We start from the raw sequence: 17139 nt of genomic DNA, 5'->3' as shown, positions 1-17139 counted from the left end.
CTCGTCATGGCGACGGCCCAGGGCGTCACCGCGACGGCCCCTGCCCGAAAGCAGGGGCCGCACGCGAACGGCAAGAGCGTGACGCGCACACGGTGGTGGGTGGCGGGGCTGTTCCTGCTGCCCGCCCTCGTGCTGCTCGGCGCGCTCGTGGTCTACCCGATCGGGTACTCGGTGTGGCGCAGCCTCTTCGACACGGGCGGCGACACCTTCGTAGGACTGGACAACTACGGCGACATCTTCCGCGACGACCGCACCCTGAAGGCGGTGCGGAACACGGCGATCTGGGTGGCGGTCGCGCCCGCCCTGGTCACGGCGCTCGGCCTGGTCTTCGCGGTGCTGACCGAACGGGTGCGCTGGGGCACGGCGTTCAAGCTGGTCGTCTTCATGCCGATGGCGATCTCGATGCTGGCGGCGGGCATCATCTTCCGCCTGGTCTACGAGCAGGACCCGGACCAGGGGGTGGCGAACGCGGTGGTGACGTCGGTGCACGACACCTTCGCGAACGCTTCCCAGTACCCGGGGGCGCATCCGGCGGCGGGTGCGGATCTGAAGAAGTCGCAGGGCGGTTCCTTCACGACGGACGCCACGGTGTCGGCGGGCTCCCCCGTGCTGCTGCCGCTGGTCGGCATCCCGCCGAACAAGGTGCCGGGCGACCCGGGCCCGGCGAAGGCCGCGTCCGCCGCGCCGGGGAAGGTCACCGGCACGGTGTGGCTGGACTTCAAGCTGGGCGGCGGCGGCACGAAGGGCGCCGTCGACGCGGGCGAGAAGGCGCTGACCGGGGTGAAGGTGGAGGCGGTCAAGGGCGGCGAGGTCGTCGCGTCGGCCACCTCGGGCGCGGACGGCACGTTCACGCTGCCGGCGTCCGCCGAGGGCGCGGCGCTCAGACTGCCGGGCTCGAACTTCACGGAGCCGTACAACGGGATCGACTGGCTGGGCCCGGCCCTGGTCACCCCGGCGATCATCGCCTCGTACATCTGGATGTGGGCGGGTTTCGCCATGGTGCTGATCGCGGCGGGGCTCGCGAGCGTGGACCGCAATCTGCTGGAGGCGGCGCGGGTCGACGGGGCGAACGAGTGGCAGGTGTTCCGGCGGGTGACGGTGCCGCTGCTCGCGCCGGTCCTGGTGGTCGTGCTGGTGACGCTGATGATCAACGTGATGAAGGTCTTCGACCTCGTCTACATCATCGCGCCGCAGGCCAGCCAGGACGACGCCAACGTCCTGGCGCTCCAGCTGTACCTGGCCTCGTTCGGCGGCGGCGGCGACTACGGCGTCGGCAGCGCGATCGGTGTGCTGCTCCTGCTGCTCGTCGTCCCGGTGATGATCGTCAATCTGCGCAGGCTGCGGAAGGAGCGACAGCGGTGAGCGCGATCGGTACACCCGGCGCCGCGAAGCGCCTCGCGGGCGCGGTCTCCGGCGGCGCCCTGCGGATCTTCCTCCTGGTCGTGGGCCTGTTCTGGCTGGTCCCGGCGTTCGGCCTGCTGGTCTCCTCGTTCCGGGAGCCGACCGACATCGCCACGTCGGGCTGGTGGAAGGTCTTCACGGCGCCGGCCCAGCTCACGACCAAGAGCTACGAACAGCTCCTGGAGAACGACGACATCACAAGTGCGTTGCTCAACACCGTCTGGATCACGGTGCCTTCGACGCTGCTGGTGATCGTGATCGGGGCGATGGCCGGGTACGCGTTCGCCTGCATGGACTTCAAGGGGCGCGACACCTGGTTCATGGTCGTGGTGGCGCTGCTCGTGGTGCCGGTGCAGATCGCGCTGATCCCGCTGTCCCGGCTCTTCCGCGACCTCGGCATCTTCGGGGACGTGATCGGCGTGGTGCTGTTCCACGTCGGGTTCGGGCTGCCGTTCGCGATCTTCCTGCTGCGGAACTTCTTCGCGGAGATCCCGCGCGAGCTGATCGAGGCGGCGCGGCTCGACGGGGCGGGCGAGGCGCGCCTCTTCCTGCGGGTGGTGATGCCGCTGGCGACGCCGGCGATCGCCTCGCTGGGCATCTTCCAGTTCCTGTGGGTGTGGAACGACATGCTGGTGGCGCTGATCTTCTCGGACTCGCAGTCGCAGCCGCTGACGGTGGCGCTCCAGCAGCAGGTGCGACAGTTCGGGTCGAACATCGAGATCCTGGCGCCGGGCGCGTTCCTGTCGATGGTGGTGCCGCTGGCGGTGTTCTTCGCGTTCCAGCGGCAGTTCGTCTCCGGGGTCATGGCGGGGGCCGTCAAGTAGCCGGACGGGCCCGGGCGTTCACGTGAGTGCCCGGGCCCGCACACGCCAACTCACTCTCCGAGGAACAGCTTCCGTACGACCCGCTCGGCCGCGTGCCCGTCGTCGTAGGGGCAGAACCGCTCACGGAACGCGGTGCGCAGACTGGTCGTCGCCTCGGTGTCCCAGCCGCCCTCGCGCAGCAGCGCGGTGAGTTCCTCCTCCGTGGTGGCGACGGCGCCCGGGGTGTCTCCGGGCCGCCCGGACAGGAGGTCGAAGTAGGTGCCGCGGGCCATGCGGTAGGCCTGCCAGTCGGGGGCGTACGTGATGACGGGGCGGTCGAGGCAGGCGTAGTCGAACATGAGGGACGAGTAGTCGGTGACGAGGGCGTCGGCGGCGAGGCAGAGGTCCTCGACGCGGTCGTGGGCGGTGACGTCGCGCAGCCGGGGGTGGCTGTCGGCGAGACCCGCGTCGGCGCCGTAGAAGTAGTGGGCGCGGACCAGGACGACGGTGTCGTCGCCGAGGGCGTCGGCGAGGCGGGCGAGGTCGAGGCGGGGCAGGAAGCCCTTCTGGTAGTCGCGGTGGGTGGGGGCGTAGAGGATGGCGCGCTGCCCGTCGGCGATGTCCAGCTCGCGGCGGATCCGCCGGACTTCGTCCTCGCCGGTGGTGAAGTAGACGTCATTGCGCGGGTATCCGGCCTCCAGCGGCGCGTAGGCGTCGGAGGGGTAGACGCGTTCCCAGATCTCGGTGGAGTGCGGGTTCGCGGAGAGGCTGTAGTCCCACTGGTCGGTGTGGTCGAGGACCTTGGAGAAGCTGATGCCGTGGGTGCCTGCCGGGTAGCGGCGCTGGTCGAGGCCCATCTTCTTGAGCGGGGTGCCGTGGTGGGTCTGGAGGTAGATCTGGCCGGGGCGCTTGGTGAAGCCGCCGGGGAACGAGGAGTTGTTGACGAGGTACTTCGCGGTGGCCATCACCTGCCAGTAGCGCCGTGAGCCCTCGATGACGTACGGCACGCCCTGGGGCACCTTGTCGACGTGTTTGCTGGAGACGACGAAGACGCCCTCGATGTGCGGGGCGAGCTCGCGGGCCCTGGCGTGGACGGCGGCGGGGTTGCAGCTGACGCCGCGGTTCCAGTAGGCGCCGTAGACGGCGAGCTCGGGGTCGAGGCGGGCGGTGCGCAGGTCGGCGTGGTAGGCGGCCTTCATGAGGTGGGAGCGCAGCTTCTTCTTCTGCTGCTTGAGGCGGGTGCGCAGGGCGTTGCGCCGCTCCTCGCCCTTCTCCGCCTTCTGGTACGCGGCCCAGGACCCGTCGGCGAGCGCCTGCTCGCGGGGCCCGTCCGGAGTGTGTCCCGCGGGCCGGTGCGCGCGGTGCAGCTCGGCGGCGAGCCGGAAGAGTCCGGGCCGGTCGGCGGGGGTGAGGCGGTCGCCGTCGTCGAGGACGGCCAGGACGCGGGAGACGGCGTACGGGAAGAGGCGGTCGCCGCCGGGTCCGGCGAGGAGTTCTCCGTAGCGCTCGACGACGGCGAAGTGCCGCTCGCCCGGGGTGTGGGCGAGGCCGCCCGCGCGGCGGCGGCGCCAGCGGACGCAGGCGCGGGGCAGCCGGGTGAGGGTGTCGGCCTCCAGGACGGCGCGGTGGGCGGGGACGACGTCCTCGTAGGGGCCCTGCGGGGTGAAGGCGAGGCCGCGGGCGGTCCAGAAGTCGCGGCGGACGGCCCGGTTCCAGGCGGCGGGGGTGAGCGCGAGGGGGTCCTCGGCGGCCAGGTCGTCGTCGCTGGCGCGGACGGTGTCCCACCAGTCGGTGCGGTCGTGGTCGTGGAGCAGCACGTCCGGGTCGCCGGCCGCGGTGAGGGCGGTGTCGATCGCGGCGAGGGCGCCGGGAAGGAGCAGGTCGTCGGCGTCGAGGAAGAGGAGGTAGGTGCCGTCGGCGGCCTCGACCCCGGCGTTGCGTGCGGCGCCGACGCCCCCGTGCTCGGGGAGGGTGAGGACCCGGACGCGCGCGTCCCGCCCGGCGTACTCCGCGGCGATCGCGCCGCAGGCGTCCGGCGAGGCGTCGTCGACGACGATCAGCTCCCAGTCGGTGAAGCGCTGCGCGAGCACGGAGTCCAGGCTCTCGCGGAGGTAACCCTGAACACGGAAAGCGGGAACAATAACGGAGAATCGGGACATAACACCAGACGTTAGGCCCTGCACGCCGAGGAGACCGCAACGGGTGATCCCGCCTCACCCGCACGGCCCAACTTAGGCAAAAAATGGCTCGATACCGGGCACATCGGTCCAATGCCCCACACGCCTCGCCTCCCCCGCCTCAGCGTCGTCGTCCCGGTCCACAACGTCGAGGACGATCTCGCCGACTGCCTGGCGTCGATCGCCGCACAGACCGTCCGCGATCTGGAGGTCGTCCTCGTCGACGACGGCTCCACCGACGGCAGCTCCGCCCTCGCCCGCGCCTTCGCGGCCAAGGACCCCCGCTTCCGCTACGTCCGGCAGGACAACGCCGGACTGAGCGCCGCCCGCAACACCGGTGTGCGCTACGCCGATCCGCACGTCCCGTACCTGACGTTCGTGGACAGCGACGACGTCGTGCCGCACGACGCGTACGAGCGCATGATCGCCAGCCTGGAGCGCACCGGCTCCGACTTCGCGACCGGCAACGTGTGGCGGCTCACCGAGCGCGGCCGCAGCCAGGCCTGGCAGTACAAGTGGCTCACCCGGCGCCGCGAGCGCACCCACATCACCCGCGACCCGCAGCTCCTGTCCGACCGCGTCGCCTGGAACAAGGTCTTCCGGCGCTCCTTCTGGGACCGCCACGCCTTCACCTTCCCCGAGGGCAAGCTGTACGAGGACACCCCGGTGATGATCCCCGCGCACTTCCTCGCCGAACAGGTCGACGTGCTCGCCGACCACGTCTACTACTGGCGGGTCCGCGAGGGCTCCATCACCCGGCGCCGCACCGACGTGAAGGGCGTACGGGACCGGATCTCGGCCTGCGACCACGTCAGCCGCTTCCTCGCCGACCGCTTCCCCGACCGGCCCGAGCTGAAGCGCACCTACGACGCGTCCTGCCTGCGCGACGACTTCGTGTACTTCCTCGACGGACTGCCGATGGGCGGGCCCGCGTACCGGCAGGCGTTCCTCGACGACACCGCAGCGTTCCTGCGCCGGGCCGCCCCCGACATCACCGACACGCTCCCCCTCCACCTGCGCGTGAAGTGGCACCTGGTGCGCGAGCGGCGCCTCGACGACCTGCTCCGCCTGCTCTCCTTCGAGCGGCGCAACGGCACCGCCTGCCACGTCCAGGGCACCCTGCGCCGCACCGCCTCCTACCCGGGACTGCCCCGGCTGCCCGAGGCGCTCACCCGCGTCGGCAAGGACGAACTGCCCGTCGTGGCCCGCGTCCACGAGACGGCCTGGAGCCCCGACGGCAAGCTCCGGATCAGCGGCTACGCGTACGTGAAGAACCTCCCCGCCGAGCGGCCCGCCCAGTCCGTCAAGACCGGGCTGCTGCGCGCCGAGGGCAGCCGCCGCCAGGTCCGCCGGGTCCCGACCCGCAGCGTCAGCGACCCGCTCGCCACCGTCAACTCCCGCCAGGAACTGCACAGTTACGACCAGTCCGGGTTCACCATGACGATCGACCCGGAGAAGCTGAAGATCCGCGGCCGGCACCGGCCCGGCACCTGGCAGCTCGGCGTCCTGCTCGCCGGACACGGCCTGGTGCGGCGGGCCGCGCTGCGCGCCCTGGACGGCGCGGCGCAGCAGCACCTGGTGCGCGACCTCGGCGACGGCACCCGGCTCCTCGTCGCGCACGCCAAGGGCCGGCTCGCCCTGAAGATCGTCGCGCACACCGCGCTGGCCGACGACCACCACGCCAAGGGCGGCGACCTCGTCCTCGCGGGCCGGCTCCACGGCGGCGCCGAGCCGCGCTCCCTGCGCCTGACCCACAAGCACTCGGGCACCGAGTTCAGCTACCCGGTGACCTGCGCGGGCGGCCGCTTCCTGGTCCGGGTGACGCTCGCGGACCTCGCGGGCGTGCCCGAGCCGGAGCACCGGGCGCCCAAGGAGGTCGAGCCGCCGCACGGCGACCGCTGGCAGGTCAACCTCGTCCTGCCCGACGGCTCGGCCCGCTCCGTCGCCGCCGCCCTCGACCTGCCGCCGGGCCGCTACGAGGCGGCCGGCCGCGAGGTCTGCGCCACCGCCAACGACCAGGGGCAGTTGGTGGTCGAACTGACCCGGCAGCCCATCGCCGACACCGCCGGCTGGGCCTCCGACGGCACCCTCGTCGTCACCGGCACCGCCTGCGAACGCTCCTGGCGCGCCCCCGAGCTGGTGCTGCGGCACAGCTCCACCACCGAGGAGATCACCGCCCCGGTGGCGCGCGGCGGCGACCGCTTCCGCGCGGTCCTCGCACCCGAGCGGCTGTGGGAGGGGCGCTGGTACGCGTTCCTGCGCGAGGCCGACGACCGGCGCGGGGACGGGATGCCCGTACGGGTGCTGGCCTCGGTCGGCGCGGCCCTGCCCGAGCACCGGCCGCGCTCCGCACGGGAGTTCGCCGTCGACCGGCGCTTCGGCGACCGTCTGCTGATCGAGGCGGGCCCCTCCCTCGCCCCGGCCGACCGCGGCGCCTACCGGCGGCACAAGCTGCGCAGCGAGTTCTACCCGGCCCAGCGCCGCCTTCCGCTGCGCGAGGCCGTCCTCTACGTCGACGGGGACTCGCCGCGCGCCGTGCACGCCGAGCTGGTGCGGCGCGGCACCGAGGTCGAGCACCTGTGGGTGACCCGCGACGGCCGCACCCGGGTCCCGGCGGCGGCGCGCGGCGTCGAGGAATTCTCCGCCGACTGGTACGCGGCGCTCGCCCGCTCCCGCCGCATCGTCACCGCCCACCAGCTGCCCGACTTCTTCGAGCGCCGGGCCGGCCAGACCGTCGTCCAGACCTGGGACGGCGCCCCGCTCAAGCGGATCGGCACCGACCTGACCGACTCCCTGTACGCCGACCACGACCAGCTGGCGCAGCTGCCGGCGCTGTCCCGCCAGTGGGACGTCCTGGTCGCGCCCTCACGCTGGTCGACGCCGCATCTGACCCGGGCCCTCGCCTACGACGGGGAGGTCCTGCCCGCCGGATCGCCGCGCAACGACCTGCTGTTCACCACCCCGGACGACCGGGCCAAGCGGGTCGAGCTGCTGCGCCGCGAGCTCGGCATCGACGCCGGCAAGAAGATCGTCCTGTACGCGCCGACGTACCGGGACCATCTCGCACACTCCCCCGGCCGCTTCCGGCACGACCCGGCCTTCGACTTCCCGGCCGCCGAACGGGCGCTGGCCGCCGACCACGTGCTGCTGGTGCGCAAGCACCCGAGCGCCACGGGCCGGCTGCGCGGGGCCCGCGCCCCCTTCGTCCGCGACGTCACGGACCTGCCCAGCGCGGGCGAACTCCTGCTCCTGGCCGACGTCCTGGTCACCGACTACTCGTCGCTCGCCTTCGACTTCGCGCACACCGGCCGCCCGATCCTGTTCCACACCTACGACCTGGAGCACTACCGGGACACGGTGCGCGGCTTCTACGTCGACCTGGAGAAGCACGCACCGGGCCCGCTGCTGCCGACCACGACGAGCGTGATCGCCGCCCTGCGCGACCTCGACCGGGTCGCGGCCCGGCACGCCAAGGCGTACGCCGCGTTCCGGGACGCGTACTGCGACCTGGACGACGGCGGGGCCGCCGCCCGTGTCGCCGATCGGCTCCTGCGATGACGGCACCGGTCTCCACCGCCACGCTCGCCCGCCGGGCGCTGCGCGGGGCCACGGCCCTGCGCGGCGGCCGCGCCTGGCGCCCCACTCCGTTCTTCGTCGTCGGCGGGCTGTTCTGGCTCGTCATGACGCTGGCGTTCTGGCGGGTCCCGATGTGCTGCGACTTCGGGCAGCACGCGGCCGTCGTCGAACGCCTCAAGGCGCACCTCCTCCAGCCGCGCCACCCGATGGCCGACCTGCCGGGCGCGGGCAGCCCCTACTACTCCCCGTACGCGGTGGCCCAGGGCGCCTTCGCGCGCGTCACGGGACTGGCGGGCTGGGAGGTCGTGAAGCTGGCGGGCCCGTTCAACCTGCTGGTCCTCCTGACCGGCCTGAACGCGTTCGTCCGCGCCCTGACCCCCCGTCAGTGGGCGCCCGTCCTGTCCCTGCTCTTCATGACCCTCCTGTGGGGCACCCGCACGGCCTGGTGGAGCGGCTACCTGGGCCTGCTCTCGATGACCGGCAACCTCGGCTACCCGTCGACGTTCGCGATCGGCCTGACGTTCTGGGCGTGGGCCTGGGCGCTGAGGCTGCGCGCGGGGGGCCGCCCGTGGTGGGAGTACGCGGCGTTCGGCGTCCTGCTGTCCACGATCCTGCTGACCCACCCGATCACGGCGGTGGCCGCGCTGATCGGCGTGGTCTCGGTGATCGGCGTACCGGCGGTCGAGCAGCTCACCGGCTGGGCGGCGGCGCTGGTCACCGGCGCCACCGTCACCCTGACCTGGCCCTACTACAGCGTGGCCGCCCTCGCGGGAAACACCACCCTGGACGCGATCCACGCCCAGCTCTACACGGAGATGCCCGCGCGCTTCTGGCTGGCCTTCCTCGGGCTCCCCGCCCTGTGCGCCAGATTCCGCCGAAGCCCGCGCGACCCCCTGGTCCTCATGTTCGCGCTGGACGCCCTGGTCATCGCGTACGGCTGGCTGACCGGCCACTACACGTACGGCCGCATCCTGGGCCTGTCCCTGGTGCCGCTCCAGTTCTCGCTGGCCATCGCGCTGGCGGCGCCCCGCCCCTGGGGGCGGTGGCGCAAGGGCCTGGGCCTGGCCGCGGCGGCCGGGGCGGGCCTGGGGTTCCTCAGCGTGCAGGCCGGCGCCGTCGTCCCCCGCTACTTCGCCCAGCCGCCGGACTGGCCCACGTACACCTGGGCGGCGCAGCACATCCCGCCCGGCGACGTGGTCCTCACCGACACCTACATGCCGACCCGCTCCCTGCCCGGCTACGGCCCGAACCTCGTGGCCCCGGCCTGGCCGGACCCCGCGCTCGACGAGCGGGAGCGGCAGCGCCGGCTCGCGGACGTCCGGGCGTACCTCGCCCCCGAGTCGACCCGCGCGGACCGTACGGCGATCGCCCGCCGCTACTCCGTGCACTGGCTGCTGCTCGGCAAGGACGAGAAGCTGCCGCCGGAGGCGGTCGTGGTGTCGTGGAGCCCTCGCACCGGCGAGGTGCTCGCCCGGGTCAACGGGGGCTCGCCCCGCGCCCGTTGAGGACCGGGTCGAGGACCGAGGTCACTCGATGACGAGGTCGACGTCGATGTTCCCGCGCGTGGCGTTCGAGTACGGGCACACCTGGTGCGCCTGCTCGACCAGCTTGCGGCCGGTCTCGGCGTCGACCGTGTCGGGCAGCTCGACGCGGAGCGTGACGGCGAGGCCGAAGCCCTCGCCCTGCTTGCCGATGGAGACCTCGGCGGTGACGGCGGCGTCCGTCACGTCCGCGTTCGCCTGGCGGCCGACGAGGCCGAGCGCGCTGCCGAAACAGGCCGCGTAACCGGCGGCGAACAGCTGCTCCGGGTTCGAACCCTGGCCGTTGCCGCCCATCGCGGACGGGATGCCGAGCTGGAGGTCGATCACGCCGTCGGAGGAGACGGCGCGGCCGTCCCGGCCGTGGGTGGCGGTGGCGACGGCGGTGTAGAGGGCGTCCATGGGATGCCTGCCTCTCGAATTCGGAAGTCTCAGAAGGTGCGGGACCCAGTAGAGCACGCAATTCAGTGATGCACAACTAGATTGTGTGCAACTAAATGACGCGATCGCCTACTCTGGAGGCATGACCACCACCGACCCCCTGGACCCGCTGAGGCTCGACCTGCAGATCTGCTTCGCCCTGAACGCGGCGTCCCGCGCCTTCGGCGGCGTCTACCGCACCCTGCTCAAGGACCTGGACCTCACCTACCCCCAGTACCTGGTCATGCTCGTGCTGTGGGAGGACGGCGAGATGCCGGTCAAGCGGCTCGGCGAGCGCCTGCGGCTCGACTCCGGCACGCTGTCCCCGCTGCTCAAGCGGCTGGAGGCGAACGGGCTCGTACGCCGGGAGCGGAGCACGGAGGACGAGCGTTCGGTGATCGTCGCGCTCACCGAGGAGGGCGGCGCGCTGCGGGAGCGGGCGGAGCGGGTGCCGCTGCGGATCGCGGAGGCGACCGGTTTCGAGCTGGCGGAGATCGAGGACCTGCGCCACCGCCTGCTGCGCCTCACGGACGCGCTGGACACGGCCGCGCTCTGACCGCGCGCGGCCCCCTTCGGCTCCGAAACCGCCTGAACCGGTGTCCGAGTTAGCACGTTTTTGACATAAACAGCCCTAAAGTTCCCGGTGTGGATCCGACCACCGCACCTCTGCCGGCCGAGCCCGGCGTCACGATCGTCGTGATCGGCTACGACGACGCCGCCCATGTCGCCGCCGCGACCCGCTCCGCACTCGACCAGGGCCCCGCCGTCACCGAGGTGATCGCGGTGGACGACGGCTCCACCGACGACAGCGGCCGGCTCCTCGGCGAGCTCGCCGCGCACGACCCCCGGCTGACCGTCGTGCGCCGCAGCACGAACAGCGGCGGCTGCGGCACCCCGCGCAACGACGGGCTGGCCCGCACCACGTCCCCGTACGTGATGTTCCTCGACAGCGACGACGTGCTGCCGCCCGGCGCGGCGGCCGCGCTGCTCGACGCCGCGCGCCGGCACGAGGCCGACCTCGTCTCCGGGCTCTGCGTGCGCCGCGAACTGCCCTCCGGGCAGGAGACGCCCTGGCTGCCCGAACTGTACGAGCGCGCCACCGTGCTCACCGACCCCGGGCAGCGCCCCGGCCTGGTCCGCGACACCCTCTGCGTCAACAAGCTCTACCGCACCGACTTCCTGCGCGAGCACGACATCCGGTTCCCCGACGGGCGCTGCCTCTACGAGGACTTCGTCTTCGCCGCCCGCGTCCTCGCCGCGCGCCCGCGCACCGCGCTGATCCCCGACACCGTCTACGTGTGGCAGGTGCGCCGCGCCGCCGACCGGCTCTCCCTCTCCCTCGACCGCACCGGGATCGACAACTGGCAGGCCCGGCTCGACGCCCACCGCGAGGCCGTCGACATCCTGCTCGCCGCCGGACTGCCGAAGCTCGCACGGGCCGCGCGGGCGCACTTCATCGACCACTCCCTGCGGATGTACGCGCGCGAACTGGAGCTGCGCGGAGCCGAGTACCGCGCCGAGTGGTGGCGGCGCACCCGCGCCCACCTCCAGACCTTCGACACCGCCGACCTGGAGGCCGCGCCCTCGCCCGGCCGCATGATCGGCCGCGTCATCCTCGCCTCGCCCGCGCCGCGCGACCTGCCCCGCCTCAAGGAGGTCGCCGCCCGCCCGGCCCGGCTGCGCCCGCCGTACGCGCGAGCCGCCGACGGCACCCCGGTCTGGTCCGCCGACCTGCCCGAGGTCCCGCTGACCCACCTCCTCGAACGCCCCGCGCACCTGCTGCCCCTCGCCGTCGACGGCGAGCTGCGCCCGGGGCGCCGCGGCACCCGCCTACGCCTCTTCCTGCACGACCTGTACGGGCGGATGTCCGCCGCGAAGCCCCTCGCGGTGGACGTCACCCTGCTCGACCGGCAGCGCGGCACCGCCGCCCAGCACCGCACCGCGGAGCTCGTCCCGAACGCGGCCGGGAACCTGTGGACCGCCGAGACCCGCCTCGACCTCTCCGCGCTCTCCCGCTCCGGCACCTGGGACATCCAGCTGCGCGTGCGCTTCGCCGACGGCACCCACCGCGACGCCACCGCCCACGCCTCCACGGGCCCCGGCCTCCTGCGCCGCACGGCCCTCCCCAGCCGCCGCCACGGCATCCTCCTCGCCCAGCCCTACGCCACCCACTCCGGCGCCCTCGCCCTCCGCACAGCCCCCGGCCTCCGCGGAGCCCTCACAGTCGCCCGCCGCCGCCTCCGCCGCCTCCTGCGCTGACCCCGCCCTCGCCGCCGGGCGCGGGGCTGTGTCCGATCAGCGACTCCGTCGCGGGGCGTGACCAGTCCTGCCTCTGGGGGCGCACGAAGTGTGCCCTTCAGGGGCGCGGGGAACTGCGCGAGCAACCACGACGGCGCAGCAGACGGACGACGGCCGCAAGCGGCACCCACCCAGGAGCGCGGGACGCGAACCGCCCGCTCAGCGCCGCCGGTTCAGGTAGGTGAGGACCGCCAGGACGCGGCGGTGGCCGCTGTCGCTCCGGGGGAGGTCGAGCTTCGCGAAGACGTTGCCGATGTGCTTGCTCACGGCGCGTTCCGTGACGACCATCCGGGCCGCGATGGTCGCGTTGTCCCGGCCCTCGGCCATCAGCGTGAGGACCTCCAGCTCGCGCGGGGTGAGGGTGCCGACCGGGTCGTCCCGGCGGCGGGCCAGGAGTTCGGTGACGACCTCGGGGTCGAGGGCCGTACCGCCGGAGGCGACCCGCTCCAGGGCGTCGAGGAACGCGTCGACGCGGCCGATCCGGTCCTTCAGGAGGTAGCCGACGCCGCTCGCCCCGCCGCCGATCAGCTCCGCGGCGTAGGACTCCTCCACGTACTGGGAGAGGACGAGGACGGGCAGGCCGGGCAGGGTGCGGCGGGCCTCCAGGGCGGCGCGCAGGCCCTCGTCGCGGAAGTCGGGCGGCATCCGGACGTCCACGACGGCGACGTCGGGGCGGTGTTCGAGGAGTGCGGGCAGCACCTCGGGGCCGGTCTCGGCGACGCCGACGACCTCGTGTCCCGCGGAGCCGAGCAGCAGCACGAGCCCTTCCCGCAACAGCGCGTTGTCCTCCGCGATCACCACACGCACGGCAGCTCCACCTCGATGACGGTCGGTCCTCCGACGGGACTCGAGACTCGCACGTTCCCGTCGAGCGCGGCGACCCGGCGCCGCATGCCGAGCAGTCCGCTGCCGCCCCGCTCGTCGGCGCCGCCGCGCCCGGTGTCCGCCACCCTGAGCCTCAACCCGGCTTTCCCGCGCGTCAGTCGGACGTCCGCGGACGTGCCGTCGCTGTGCTTGGCGGCGTTGGTCAGGGCCTCCGCGATCACGAAGTAGGCGGCCGCCTCGACCGCGGCCGGCGCCCTCCCGCCCGCCTCGACGCCGTCGTCGTGCACGGCGACGTCGAGACCGCTGCCCGCGGCCAACGCCCGTACGGCGCCCACAAGTCCGCGGTCGGTGAGGATCGGCGGATGGATGCCGCGCACGACGTGCCGCAGCTCGGCGAGCGCCGCCTCGGCCTGGTCCTGGGCGTCGTCGAGGAGGCGGCGCGCGGCCTCCGGGTCCGTGTCGTGGGCGCGCCGGGCGAGCCCGATCCGCATGGACAGCGCGACGAGCCGGGCCTGCGCCCCGTCGTGCAGGTCCCGTTCGATGCGGCGCAGTTCGGCGCCGTGCGCGGCGACGGCCCCGGCCCGCGACTCGGTCAGCTCGGTGACCCGGGCCGCGAGCCGCTCCGCGCCGGGCGCCGGGCCGAGCAGCGTCCGCGACCAGTGGGCGTCCAGGTCCGCCAGGCGGGACACGACCGGCAGCAGGACGGGCGGTCGGCGCAGTACCCCGGACCACAGCCCGTCCACGACGGCGCCCACGCACAGCACGAGGAGCGCGGCGTACAGCAGCAGCCACCCGTACACGAAGTGCGCGACGAGCCACCGCAGATCGCGCCAGGTCCCGGGATCGCCCAGCGCCGCCCGCACCCGCTCCCGCAGGGGCCCGTTCAGCGGCACGTACGCCTCGGGGATCTCCCGTCCGGTCCACTCGGCGACGCGCCGCCGCTTGAACGTGGCGACCCGGCGCAGCAGCAGCACCGTCTCGGGCAGCACTCCGGCGCCGACCACGAGCAGCGTCAGGACCGCGGTGAACAGGGCGAGCGCGATGAACAGGTACGAGGCGACGGCGACGGCGGCGCCGACCGCGAGGTACGCGAGCGCCCGCCCGGCCTGTCGCACCGCCCCCTTGATCCCCGGCATGCGGGTCAGCGTAGGCGCAGGACCGGGCCGGGCGCAGGGTGGAGCGGGCTACACCATGGTTCGGGGAGCGCGCTCCATGGAAGAGACGGGGTGCGGGCGGGCACTGTGGAGACACCGCCCCACCGAGGGGCCCGAACCGGAAGGAACCGCCATGAAGGCGCTGCTCTGGCTGACCCTGGCCCTCGCTGTCATCGCCAATGTCTTCACCAGCCTCGCCTTCGAGGGCGTCCAGCAGGTCCTGATCAGCGTGCCGACGGGGATCGTGGCCGTCACGGCCGCGGTCGCCCTGTTCGTGACCCGCCGCAGGACGGCCTGACCACCGCGGGGTTCAGAGCGCCCTGAGCCCCGCCGCGGTGGCCGCCGCCAGCTTCTCCAGATACCCCTTGGGCAGCTTCGGACTGCGGGCGACCACCGCGCGCCAGTACAGCGGCCCCGAGATCAGGTCGAGCGCCAGGTCCTCGTCGACGTCGGGGCTCAGTTCGCCCCGCGCGGCCGCCGCCCGGACGATGCCGCTGGCCACCCCGTACTGGCCCTCGCGCAGAGCCTTCTGGAGGGCGTCCGCGATGTCGGGGTTGCGGGCCGCCTCCGCCTGGAGGTCGGGGATGATCTGGCCCGCGACCGGGTGGCGCAGGGCGCGGGAGGTGACCTGGTAGAGGAGGAGCAGGTCGCCCTCCAGGGAGCCGGTGTCGGGGGCCGGCAGGCCCTGCACCGCTATGGCCGAGACCAGGTCCAGGACGAGGTGGAGCTTGGAGCGCCAGCGGCGGTAGACGGCGGTCTTGCCGACCCCGGCGCGGCGCGCGATGCCCTCGATGGACATCCGGGCGTAGCCCACGGACGCGAGCTCCTCGAAGACGGCGGCGCGGATGGCCTCCGTCACGTCCTCGCGCAGTACGGCGGCCCCGGCCGGGGCCCGGCGACGCGGCGTCGGCCTGGGCGGTTCGGCGTTGGTCGTCATGCGGCCAGCATAGTTGCGGCACGACGATACGGTTGCGTTCCGACGTCGCGGGGGCCTACTCTCACGTCACGACGATACGGGACCGTCCCGACGTGAACGCCAGGCGAACAGCAGGCGGCGACGGCGGGCACCGAAGAAAGCAGCGGATGTGAGCCAGGTCCTCGACACGCACCCCGCACCCGACACCCCGGACGCGACCGAGCCCGCCGCGCAGGACGCGGCGGCCCTGGCCGCCCGCTACGGGCTGACCGTGAGCGGCGCCCGCCCCTCCCTGCCCGACTACGTGCGGCAGCTGTGGCAGCGGCGGCACTTCATCACCGCCTTCTCCACGGCGAAGCTGACCGCGCAGTACAGCCAGGCCAAGCTGGGCCAGGTCTGGCAGGTCCTCACCCCGCTGCTGAACGCGGCGGTGTACTACCTGATCTTCGGCAAGCTGCTCGGCACCAGCAAGCACGTGCCGGACTACATCCCGTTCCTGGTCACGGGCGTGTTCGTGTGGACGTTCACGCAGTCGTCCGTGATGGCGGGCACGAAGGCGATCTCCGGGAGCCTCGGCCTCGTACGGGCCCTGCACTTCCCGCGCGCCTCGCTGCCGATCTCGTACTGCCTCCAGCAGCTCCAGCAGTTGCTGTTCTCGATGTGCGCGCTGGTGGTGATCCTGCTGTGCGCCGGGGTGCCGCCGCGCCCGTCGTGGGTGCTCGCCGTCCCGGCGCTGGCGCTCCAGTTCGTGTTCAACACCGGGCTCGCGATGGTCATGGCGCGGCTCGGGGCCCGTACGCCGGACATCGCGCAGCTGATGCCGTTCGTGCTGCGGACGTGGATGTACACCTCGGGCGTGATGTGGAGCCTGACGCACCTGACGGCGGGCCGCGATGTACCGCCGTTCGTGATGACGCTGCTCCAGATCAACCCGGCGGCCGTCTACATCGACCTGATGCGCTTCGCCCTGATCGACAGCTTCACCAAGAGCCAACTGGTTCCGCACATCTGGCCGTTGGCGATCGGCTGGGCGCTGGTCGCGGGGATCGGCGGGTTCATCTACTTCTGGAAGGCAGAGGAGACGTACGGCCGTGGCTGAGTCAACCCCCGGGGAGCTCGTCCCCACCGTCATCGTCGACGGCGTCGACATCGTCTACCGCGTCCACGGCACCGGCGGCGGCCGCGGCTCCGCGACCGCCGCGCTCAGCCGGATCGTCGGCGGCAAGAAGAAGGCCGAGCGGCGCGCGGGCGTGCGCAAGGTGCACGCCGTGCGGAACGTGTCGTTCACCGCGTACCGGGGCGAGGCCATCGGCCTCATCGGCACGAACGGCTCGGGCAAGTCGACCCTGCTCAAGGCCGTCGCGGGGCTCCTCCCGGTCGAGAACGGGCGGATCTTCACCGACGGCCAGCCCTCCCTGCTCGGCGTCAACGCCGCCCTGATGAACGACCTCACGGGCGAGCGGAACGTGAAGCTCGGCGGCCTCGCCATGGGCATGAGCCGCGAGCAGGTCCGCGACCGTTACGACGAGATCGTCGACTTCTCCGGCATCAACGAGAAGGGCGACTTCATCACCCTGCCGATGCGCACGTACTCCTCCGGCATGGCGGCCCGGCTCCGCTTCTCGATCGCCGCCGCCAAGGACCACGACGTGCTGCTGATCGACGAGGCGCTCGCGACCGGCGACCGTTCCTTCCAGAAGCGCTCCGAGCAGCGGATCCGCGAGCTGCGCAAGCACGCCGGCACGGTCTTCCTGGTCAGCCACAGCAACAAGTCGATCCGGGACACCTGCGACCGCGTGCTCTGGCTGGAGCGCGGCGAGCTGCGCATGGACGGCCCCACGGAGGACGTGCTCAAGGAGTACGAGGCCTTCACGGGCGGCACGGGCGCCAAGAGCCCCGCGAAGCCGCCGGCCAAGAAGCCCGCGAAGGCCGGCTAGCCGCCCCGACAGGCTGGGGAGACGGGCCGGGGCGACGGGCCTCACGCCGCCCCGAAAGATACTCTTTGTCTGACTTGATGCCGATATACGATCG

General features: G+C 72.9%; 14 protein-coding genes. 9 read left to right on the top strand and 5 right to left on the bottom strand.

Annotated elements, in window-relative coordinates:
* Nucleotides 1-6: 6 nt before the first annotated feature.
* Nucleotides 7-1362 carry a carbohydrate ABC transporter permease gene (locus ACIBTU_RS09540; protein ID WP_399125422.1) on the top strand — a complete coding sequence of 452 codons (1356 nt, stop codon included), beginning with the start codon at nt 7-9 and terminating at the stop codon, nt 1360-1362.
* Entirely contained in the window at nt 1359-2225 is an 867-nt protein-coding gene (locus ACIBTU_RS09535) for a carbohydrate ABC transporter permease (protein WP_399125421.1), read from the top strand. The genes ACIBTU_RS09540 and ACIBTU_RS09535 overlap by 4 nt, the downstream gene beginning before the upstream one ends.
* Before the next feature lie 50 nt (nt 2226-2275).
* Here the strand turns inward: ACIBTU_RS09535 and ACIBTU_RS09530 are convergent, their stop codons facing one another.
* A complete protein-coding gene (locus tag ACIBTU_RS09530) occupies nt 2276-4363 on the bottom strand; it encodes a CDP-glycerol:glycerophosphate glycerophosphotransferase (protein WP_399125420.1) in 2088 nt (695 codons plus the stop codon).
* 111 nt (nt 4364-4474) lie between these two features.
* Here ACIBTU_RS09530 and ACIBTU_RS09525 point away from each other — a divergent pair, with 111 nt between their 5' ends.
* Together ACIBTU_RS09525 and ACIBTU_RS09520 are read left to right on the top strand one after the other, a co-directional pair.
* Complete coding sequence (locus ACIBTU_RS09525; protein ID WP_399125419.1) at nt 4475-7939, top strand: CDP-glycerol glycerophosphotransferase family protein; 3465 nt, start codon at nt 4475-4477, stop codon at nt 7937-7939.
* The gene (locus ACIBTU_RS09520) at nt 7936-9462 is read left to right on the top strand and encodes a hypothetical protein (RefSeq protein WP_399125418.1); all 1527 of its coding nucleotides are present in this window, start codon (nt 7936-7938) and stop codon (nt 9460-9462) included. Before ACIBTU_RS09525 ends, ACIBTU_RS09520 begins: the two co-directional genes overlap by 4 nt.
* Before the next feature lie 21 nt (nt 9463-9483).
* Here the strand turns inward: ACIBTU_RS09520 and ACIBTU_RS09515 are convergent, their stop codons facing one another.
* Nucleotides 9484-9897, bottom strand: a complete 414-nt coding sequence (locus ACIBTU_RS09515) for an organic hydroperoxide resistance protein (RefSeq protein ID WP_399125417.1) — start codon at nt 9895-9897, stop codon at nt 9484-9486.
* Nucleotides 9898-10018: 121 nt separating this feature from the next.
* On the opposite strand from ACIBTU_RS09515, the gene ACIBTU_RS09510 reads away from it, so the two are divergent.
* Together ACIBTU_RS09510 and ACIBTU_RS09505 are read left to right on the top strand one after the other, a co-directional pair.
* Entirely contained in the window at nt 10019-10471 is a 453-nt protein-coding gene (locus tag ACIBTU_RS09510) for a MarR family winged helix-turn-helix transcriptional regulator (RefSeq protein WP_399125416.1), read from the top strand.
* An 89-nt stretch (nt 10472-10560) separates the two neighbouring features.
* Nucleotides 10561-12174 (top strand): glycosyltransferase family 2 protein, encoded by a 1614-nt coding sequence (locus ACIBTU_RS09505; RefSeq protein WP_399125415.1) that lies wholly within the window; start codon nt 10561-10563, stop codon nt 12172-12174.
* 198 nt (nt 12175-12372) lie between these two features.
* Here ACIBTU_RS09505 and ACIBTU_RS09500 read toward each other — a convergent pair whose 3' ends face one another.
* The gene (locus ACIBTU_RS09500) at nt 12373-13020 is read right to left on the bottom strand and encodes a response regulator (RefSeq protein ID WP_399125414.1); all 648 of its coding nucleotides are present in this window, start codon (nt 13018-13020) and stop codon (nt 12373-12375) included.
* The gene (locus ACIBTU_RS09495; RefSeq protein WP_399125784.1) at nt 13008-14165 is read right to left on the bottom strand and encodes a sensor histidine kinase; all 1158 of its coding nucleotides are present in this window, start codon (nt 14163-14165) and stop codon (nt 13008-13010) included. The genes ACIBTU_RS09500 and ACIBTU_RS09495 overlap by 13 nt, the downstream gene beginning before the upstream one ends.
* A 160-nt stretch (nt 14166-14325) precedes the next feature.
* Between ACIBTU_RS09495 and ACIBTU_RS09490 the strand changes: the two genes are divergently transcribed.
* On the top strand, nt 14326-14490 hold the full coding sequence (locus ACIBTU_RS09490) for a hypothetical protein (protein ID WP_399125413.1): 165 nt from the start codon (nt 14326-14328) through the stop codon (nt 14488-14490).
* A 12-nt stretch (nt 14491-14502) separates the two neighbouring features.
* Here ACIBTU_RS09490 and ACIBTU_RS09485 read toward each other — a convergent pair whose 3' ends face one another.
* Nucleotides 14503-15129, bottom strand: a complete 627-nt coding sequence (locus ACIBTU_RS09485; RefSeq protein WP_399125412.1) for a TetR/AcrR family transcriptional regulator — start codon at nt 15127-15129, stop codon at nt 14503-14505.
* A 148-nt stretch (nt 15130-15277) separates the two neighbouring features.
* Here ACIBTU_RS09485 and ACIBTU_RS09480 point away from each other — a divergent pair, with 148 nt between their 5' ends.
* Nucleotides 15278-16207 carry an ABC transporter permease gene (locus ACIBTU_RS09480; protein ID WP_399125411.1) on the top strand — a complete coding sequence of 310 codons (930 nt, stop codon included), beginning with the start codon at nt 15278-15280 and terminating at the stop codon, nt 16205-16207.
* The gene (locus ACIBTU_RS09475) at nt 16200-17045 is read left to right on the top strand and encodes an ABC transporter ATP-binding protein (protein WP_399125410.1); all 846 of its coding nucleotides are present in this window, start codon (nt 16200-16202) and stop codon (nt 17043-17045) included. Before ACIBTU_RS09480 ends, ACIBTU_RS09475 begins: the two co-directional genes overlap by 8 nt.
* The last annotated feature ends 94 nt before the right edge of the window (nt 17046-17139 follow it).

Source organism: Streptomyces sp. NPDC050145 (assembly GCF_044460245.1).
Taxonomy (GTDB): domain Bacteria; phylum Actinomycetota; class Actinomycetes; order Streptomycetales; family Streptomycetaceae; genus Streptomyces.
The sequence above is the reverse complement of the archived record's forward strand: the minus strand, read 5'-3'. Positions and strand labels throughout refer to the sequence as shown.